This window comes from Coleofasciculus sp. LEGE 07092 (assembly GCF_015207375.1).
In the GTDB taxonomy this organism is placed as follows: Bacteria; Cyanobacteriota; Cyanobacteriia; order Cyanobacteriales; family Coleofasciculaceae; genus LEGE-07092.
Genome location: NZ_JADEWY010000054.1, coordinates 33,589 through 40,233, shown reverse-complemented (window position 1 = coordinate 40,233; position 6,645 = coordinate 33,589). Strand labels below are relative to the sequence as shown.

At 44.2% G+C, this 6,645-nt stretch carries 9 protein-coding genes; 7 read left to right on the top strand and 2 right to left on the bottom strand.

Annotated elements, in window-relative coordinates:
- Nucleotides 1–1,151, top strand: a 1,151-nt coding sequence (gene priA, locus IQ257_RS14880) for a replication restart helicase PriA (protein WP_193933091.1), incomplete at its 5' end; no start/stop codon positions are given.
- Nucleotides 1,152–1,249: 98 nt separating this feature from the next.
- Here priA and IQ257_RS14875 read toward each other — a convergent pair.
- Entirely contained in the window at nt 1,250–1,417 is a 168-nt protein-coding gene (locus IQ257_RS14875; RefSeq protein ID WP_193878332.1) for a hypothetical protein, read from the bottom strand.
- A gap of 104 nt (nt 1,418–1,521) precedes the next feature.
- A complete protein-coding gene (locus tag IQ257_RS14870) occupies nt 1,522–2,070 on the bottom strand; it encodes an SRPBCC family protein (protein WP_193878334.1) in 549 nt (182 codons plus the stop codon).
- A 510-nt stretch (nt 2,071–2,580) separates the two neighbouring features.
- Between IQ257_RS14870 and IQ257_RS14865 the strand changes: the two genes are divergently transcribed.
- From IQ257_RS14865 to IQ257_RS14840, 6 genes are all read left to right on the top strand, one after another.
- Nucleotides 2,581–2,907 (top strand): hypothetical protein, encoded by a 327-nt coding sequence (locus IQ257_RS14865; RefSeq protein WP_193878336.1) that lies wholly within the window; start codon nt 2,581–2,583, stop codon nt 2,905–2,907.
- Between the two features lie 233 nt (nt 2,908–3,140).
- A complete protein-coding gene (locus tag IQ257_RS14860; RefSeq protein ID WP_193878373.1) occupies nt 3,141–3,572 on the top strand; it encodes a globin family protein in 432 nt (143 codons plus the stop codon).
- A gap of 3 nt (nt 3,573–3,575) precedes the next feature.
- A complete protein-coding gene (locus IQ257_RS14855; RefSeq protein WP_193878345.1) occupies nt 3,576–4,220 on the top strand; it encodes a cytochrome c3 family protein in 645 nt (214 codons plus the stop codon).
- On the top strand, nt 4,220–4,987 hold the full coding sequence (locus IQ257_RS14850; protein ID WP_193878375.1) for a cytochrome c3 family protein: 768 nt from the start codon (nt 4,220–4,222) through the stop codon (nt 4,985–4,987). Before IQ257_RS14855 ends, IQ257_RS14850 begins: the two co-directional genes overlap by 1 nt.
- Nucleotides 4,988–5,034: 47 nt before the next feature.
- On the top strand, nt 5,035–5,688 hold the full coding sequence (locus tag IQ257_RS14845) for a Tll0287-like domain-containing protein (protein ID WP_193878347.1): 654 nt from the start codon (nt 5,035–5,037) through the stop codon (nt 5,686–5,688).
- A gap of 168 nt (nt 5,689–5,856) precedes the next feature.
- Complete coding sequence (locus IQ257_RS14840) at nt 5,857–6,576, top strand: hypothetical protein (protein ID WP_228060726.1); 720 nt, start codon at nt 5,857–5,859, stop codon at nt 6,574–6,576.
- The last annotated feature ends 69 nt before the right edge of the window (nt 6,577–6,645 follow it).

Below are 6,645 nucleotides of genomic sequence, written 5' to 3'. Positions count from 1 at the left end.
GGAGCGGGGGAGCGGGGGAGAATAAATTGACTTCTTCCTCATCTTCCCCATCTTCCTCACCTTCCCACTACCTCTCCTTACCAGAACGTATCTACTCCCGACCCCTACCCCCTGTGGAAATTGTGGATATGCGGCGGGAGTTGCAGCAGGGGAATCGCTCAATTTTTAGCCGTTCTTTGCAAGAGGGGTTACAACAATTACAAGACCAGCGACAGCAGGGTATTTTATTTATCCCTCGGCGGGGGCATAGTACGTTTGTCTCCTGTCGCAGTTGCGGGTATGTGGTGGAATGCCCGAATTGTGATGTTTCGCTTTCCTATCACTACACTCACGAGGGGGCGACTCAACTGCTACGGTGTCACTATTGCAATTACACACGAGTTCACCCTCGCAATTGTCCCGAATGCGGTTCTCCTTATCTGAAATTTTTTGGCAGTGGTACGCAACGGGTAGCACAGGAGTTGGCGAAGGAGTTTCCTGATTTGCGGATCATTCGGTTTGATAGCGATACCACCCGGACTAAGGGCGCACACCGCACGCTACTAACCCGATTTGCGAATGGAGAAGCTGACCTATTGGTGGGGACGCAAATGTTAACCAAGGGGTTGGATATTGCGGGGGTAACATTAGTGGGGGTCGTTGCCGCAGATGGATTATTGCATTTAGCCGATTATCGGGCAGCAGAACGGGCATTTCAAACGTTAACCCAGGTGGCGGGTCGTGCGGGTCGGGGGGATGACCCTGGTCAGGTCATTGTGCAAACTTACTGTCCCCAACATCCGGTGATTCAAGCGGTGAAGAATCACGAGTATGAGTCGTTTACTGAGGCGGAATTAGAACAACGGCAGGTACTAAATTATCCGCCTTACGGACATTTGATTTTGTTACGGTTGAGTGGGTTGGAAGAGGTGGAAGTTGAAAATGCGGCGGCGGAGTTAGCCGAGTGGTTGGGTCAAGCGGGCTTGGGATATGAAATTTTGGGACCGGCACCTGCGGGTATCATGCGGATGGCGCGTCGCTATCGGTGGCATATTTTGCTGAAGTTTCCGGCAGAGGTGGCGGTGGAGTTACCGGATGTGGAGGAGTTGCGGGGGGTTTGTCCGCCGGAGGTGAGTTTGACGATTGATGTTGATCCGTTGAATATGATGTGAGGTTTTTGGGAGTGTTTTGGGGGTTTGAATTGTCAGAGTAAAAAATAGGAGATGGTGTCTTAGACCGCCGCGATCTCCCCTTTATAATCAACTATACTTCACTCAACGAAACTTACTGCTTTTTTGTCATGGCGAGTAATACGTAACAGGATATGGTCTGTTTCTGGATGATTTTCGAGGTCGATAATGTGTTCCCAACGCTCCTCGGTCAAGTAGATATCATTGCTATAGCGATCGCGAACTGTCCAACGCTGACCGGCAACCATAGATACTAAAACTCTATGAAACGCTCTGGAAATCCAACAGGGAGCATCTGCCACCGCTGGTTGTACGGCAATTAAGAGCAAGTGACAGCTACTCCCACCTCATTTCAACTCTTACAGAGAACTTGCCGCATATTCTGCATATTTTTGGGCAATTCCATATGCATCGCTTGTTGAATCAAAAATGCTGGCAATGGAATGTTCGGCGTTGCTTGCACCGAGTAGGTGAGCAACGTCCCCTTGTCACAATCTTGCAGTCTCAAGTCAGCCGTAAAATCGGCGAAGGTGCCTTTTTCTAGCCGGAACTGAATGCGTTGCCCAAGCACCTCAAAGACGTTCAGGTATATTTCGACTTGAGCGGTGAGAAACATAAAGGCTTTCTTGGCAACTTGATACAAACGTTTTGCCTCACCTTGGTGCAAGATTTCACTTTTGGTGACATCGGGAAAGTATTGCACCCACCGGGGGTAATCGGTGAGTTGCTGCCAAACGTGCGATCGCGCTAGGGGTATGTACATATGCGCTGTTACCGCACCACCCCAAGCCGAGTGCGATCGCGTTTCTACCAAAATCTCCCCTTGTCCAAGCGCCTTTTGCTGATGCCAAGCCAGGTTTGGAGTTGGAGTATTCTCCTCTGACAAAAAAAGTGTAGCCATAAGAGTTGAGTCACTCCTCAACCAACAATAATAGGATTTAAGTTGGGCATCTTCACATTGGAGTACACCCTACAACTGTATCTAATGTTCCAAGATTACACAAAACTCTTTAAAGAAGTCGTAAAGTTATTGTAAAGTTTTCATTAGACTTCTTGCTCTTATTCGGGAACAGGGAACTCCTGAGTGCTAAGACCGAACATTGGCAAGAGTCTCGTGAGTCATTAGGCTTGTTGCAACAAAACTAGATTTGCATCGAAACGCTAGCAACGGCGAATTAGGCGATTCTAGACTCAACAGGGATAAATCACGAGTTTTTCCGGAAATCCTCGTTTTGTGGTGAATAAGTTTTTTTTCACCTCAAAAAGGAGGTTATTTATGAGTGAGAGCGACAAAGAGAAAAAGGAGCGGGAACAGAAAGCTCAAGAAGAAACAGCCAGAAGGTTACGAGACGCTATCTTGAAACGAAAGAAACAGCAGCAGGAATAATGCACGGGAAGCTACCCCAACTCTATGGAGCAACTACCAACACCACAAGAACAAGCCGACTCTGCCATCACAACCATTCAAGAAAGCTATGCACTAACCAAATCCACTAAACAGAAAGTCTTTATCATTCAGCTCACCAACAGCAATCGAGGATTCTCTCCTGAAGCGATTGCTCTGATTAAACAGCAGCTAGCTCAAATGGAATTTGACTTACCAACTCACCTATCAATTCTGCCAGCAGGCAAAATACCGTCCACCAATTTTCTGTTTGACGGTCTTGAAGAGTTATGGAGTAACTCCAACCAGATGCGCTTGTTGTTCGAGAAAATAAGACAGCGACCCGTTCGCTAGTAGGAGAGGGCGGGTTTTGTATAAATACTATCGGTTAGCGAGACTCAAGCAATCTAGCTTAACCCGCCTTTACCCAGCAAAAAGATTTGAGACTCATTTTCGGAATTATGTATAAAAGGCATAAAAATAATGCATAAAGTCCATCAATGAAAAAAAATTGTAATTAAAGCTACTAATTTAAACTGTCGCGTCACTAATATATATCCAATCTCGTTAATGAGGGACTATCAGTGATGCCTTTGCAAGTGGAAGTTCTAGAACAAAGCTTTGAGCAAATCAAACTTCAAGCCAATGACTTTGTTGTTAGTTTCTACGACAATCTTTTCACCGCCTACCCAGAAGCAAAACCTTTATTTGCCAATACCAACATGGCAAACCAACAGAAAATGTTGCTCAATTCTCTGGTGCTAGTTGTGGACAATCTTCGTAAACCGGATGTTTTGAGTGATGCTCTCAAAGGACTGGGGGCAAGACACGTTAAATATGGCACGTTACCTGCGCATTATCCTCTAGTCGGTAATGCTCTACTCAAAACCTTTGGTGATTATTTAGGAGAAAGTTGGACACCGGAAGTGAAACAAGCATGGGTTGATGGTTATGGTGCAATTACTACCCTGATGCTAGAAGGGGCTGAATACCCACCGGAAGTTACCAAATTAGGGTAAACCATGGCTAGTCATCTGGGCAGGGGTTTCAATCTCAGTCATTTTTTCCAAGTCAAAACTGTAATAATTGGGGTCATTGTCTTACTGTTAGTGTGGTTTTCTGCTGCTTTAGCATTGAATCAACGCCAGGTTTTCTTACCAGGGAAAACCTCAGATGGGCATATTTTATTTGAGGCATCTTGCAATTCTTGTCATGAAGGGTTTAAACCTGTCAGCAATGAGACTTGTATGCGCTGTCACGAAGCAGAAATGGCAGACGATGCCCATGGCTCAAAGAAGTTTCGTGACCCTCGCTGGGCAGCTGATTTGGAGAAATTGGCAGTGTTGACCTGCACGACTTGTCATCAGGAACACGTCCATATGTTTGGGCGAGGGGTACACCTAAAGCCGGATCTTTGTATGACCTGTCATGAAGGAATTATTCAGGGGGAATTGCAAAGTCATAATGGATTTTCTCCGGATGGGTGTTGGACGGCGGGCTGTCATAACTTCCATGATCATCGTTCTATTTCCACTGGGTTTTTGCGAAGTAATTTAGACCAACCGCCGATGTTGCCCAAACCCATGCCACCGGAATTGACAATTACGACTACCTTAGAGTCGCCACCTGCACCCGATTTAGAGCAGGAATTTCTGGGGGGCAAGTGATGAGAAAAATGGTGGTGTTAGTGATGGTTTTACTAGGCTTTTTTGTCCTTGGTGATGTTCGGGCGATGGCGGAAAATTTGTCTCAAGCAGAGTTGGATAAGATTAATCCGTTATGGCAGGAAAGCGCTCATGCTTTAGCCGAGATTAACTGCTCCAGTTGTCACCAAGATGCTCAAACTAAGGCATTCATTGCTCAACCAACCTACGAGAGTTGTCAAAGTTGTCATGAACAGGAGGTTGAAACATTTTTATTGGGTAAACATGGCATTAGGCTTGGGGAAGGGATGACACCCTTAACTCCAGGAATGGCTCATCTACCCATGAAAGCATCAGCAACTGGAAAGCAGATGAATTGCAATACCTGTCACGATGTTCATTCAGTCAATACCTTACAGGCGTCGGTGGATTCTTGTTTGAGTTGTCATAATGACCGCCATTCGTTGAATTATAAACAATCAAAGCACGCTCAATTATTTGCGGCTCAAGGGAGCTTACCCCGACCTACTGCCGAGTCTGTAACTTGTGCAACCTGTCATTTACCACGTCAGGAGAGGGGAAGTACGGTGTTTGTAAATCACAACAATACCTTTACCTTACTCCCGCGCGATCGCATGGTCAAAGAGGTTTGCATGAATTGCCATGGTATGGAATATTCCTACAACAGCATTTTTGATGATGAATTGGTAGAGGCTGATTTTTCAGAGCCACCCACTCAGCAGTTAGAAAGTTTGGATATGATTCGCGCCTTGAAACAGAAAAGAAAGTGAAACCTTTCTTTATTGAATGATTTAAGTTCATTAGAGGGAACACCAAAATGGTTGCAGTTAATTATTGGATACAGCTAGTTAAGTCGAGAATTGTCGCCCTATTTGCTTTGGCAATAGCCATTTGTTTTACAGTTATTGCTTGCGGGGGTTCACCTGCTCAAGAACAAGCTCAAGGGAGTGTATCGCCAGAAGTAGTAACTGATTATATCCACACAGTTTTGGAATCTGATCGCACTGCTTATACCAAAAATGTGGTGAATCGTCTTAAAAAACTTGAAGGGAAGGACAAAAAGGATGGTGTAGTGCCAGCAGAAGCTACGGAGAGTTGGCAAACTGAAAATGGCGTTCCTCTACCTGCTCAAATGTTCCGCTTGGGGGCTGAATTGGCATCAGAAAAAGGTCAATTTACCTATGGTTTGATTTCACCTTGGAATATTAATGATGCTCAAGCACCTAAAAGTGACTTTGAAAAAACAGCAATGGAGAAGGTTGTAGAAATGGGCGAACCTTATAAAGAGTATCAGGAGATCGGCGGTCAGAAGTATTTTTCGGCTCTCTATCCAGATAAAGCGGTAGCGGAAGCTTGCGTTAGTTGTCACAATAATCATCCTGTACATCAAGAGCGCTATCCTGACAAAGTTTTTGAGATGGGGGATGTTATGGGGGGTGTGATGATTAATTTACCTGTTGAAGGGTCTTGATTGGGGAGTAGAGATGCGTGATGTAACTGTATAAAATTTTGCTTTTTTAACGCAGAGGTTCGCAGAGGTTTTAGTGCAAGATTTTTGGTAATATTTCGCATCTCTACTCAGAGATTGTATTGTTTAGTTGGAGGACATAGCTCCACTGTTAGATTGAAATAGGCGTGGATGCTGCGTCAAAGTTTGATGAGTAAGAAGACGTTCGATAGTTCAGTAGTTCAGAGACGAGAACGTAAAGTTATTAATGGTTTTTTACAGTCTCTTGAGCGAACGTTAGGGCAGATAAAATTTTCTACTCTTATTGTCTTAACGTTTATTACAGTTGCCTTGCTAACGCCTTTTGCCCTGAGTTCTCTGTATTTACCCCTCTTACGAGATAACGCCTTTGATTTACATCAGGTGATAAAGGGAGAACTCTACAAACAAATTACAGGGTATACCTCCCTCGTGCTCATTTTATTTGAAATGGTATTAATTGCGAGGAAACGGGGGCGGGGGTGGCAGATCAAGTTGACAATTCCTGGTTCTATTCAGTTATGGCGCAGTTTGCATATCCTAATTGGCGTTACATTAGTTGGGACAACGCTTCTGCATACAATAGGGGCAACTGGCTTAAATTTTAATGCTGTATTCTTGTGGGTATTTTTTGGGACAACTCTGTCAGCATTGGTGGGGGTTGTTGCAGAAACTGGAGTGCTAGAATCGCCAAGAAAGTATTTTGGTTGGTCTTTGGTTAAAGAAGGGGCTGAGAAATCACGTTCTGGTATTTCTAAGGGACAACTGATTCGCACCCTACGTTCTATCTGGCTAACGACTCACATTATTTTAGTTAGTATGTTTTCGGTTATGTTAGTTTTTCATATTTTTTTAGCGTATTACTATCAATAATTAAGAATATTATGATATATAAAATGAAACCTTTTTTACTAATATTCAGTATTGCTATAATAATTATGG

What these genes read in the sequence shown, in the direction of transcription:
- IQ257_RS14875 (WP_193878332.1), bottom strand. Translation starts at nt 1,417, where the DNA reads ATGGTTGCCGGTCAGCGTTGGACAGTTCGCGATCGCTATAGCAATGAT.
- IQ257_RS14870 (WP_193878334.1), bottom strand. Translation starts at nt 2,070, where the DNA reads ATGGCTACACTTTTTTTGTCAGAGGAGAATACTCCAACTCCAAACCTG.
- IQ257_RS14865 (WP_193878336.1), top strand. Translation starts at nt 2,581, where the DNA reads ATGGAGCAACTACCAACACCACAAGAACAAGCCGACTCTGCCATCACA.
- IQ257_RS14860 (WP_193878373.1), top strand. Translation starts at nt 3,141, where the DNA reads ATGCCTTTGCAAGTGGAAGTTCTAGAACAAAGCTTTGAGCAAATCAAA.
- IQ257_RS14855 (WP_193878345.1), top strand. Translation starts at nt 3,576, where the DNA reads ATGGCTAGTCATCTGGGCAGGGGTTTCAATCTCAGTCATTTTTTCCAA.
- IQ257_RS14850 (WP_193878375.1), top strand. Translation starts at nt 4,220, where the DNA reads ATGAGAAAAATGGTGGTGTTAGTGATGGTTTTACTAGGCTTTTTTGTC.
- IQ257_RS14845 (WP_193878347.1), top strand. Translation starts at nt 5,035, where the DNA reads ATGGTTGCAGTTAATTATTGGATACAGCTAGTTAAGTCGAGAATTGTC.
- IQ257_RS14840 (WP_228060726.1), top strand. Translation starts at nt 5,857, where the DNA reads ATGCTGCGTCAAAGTTTGATGAGTAAGAAGACGTTCGATAGTTCAGTA.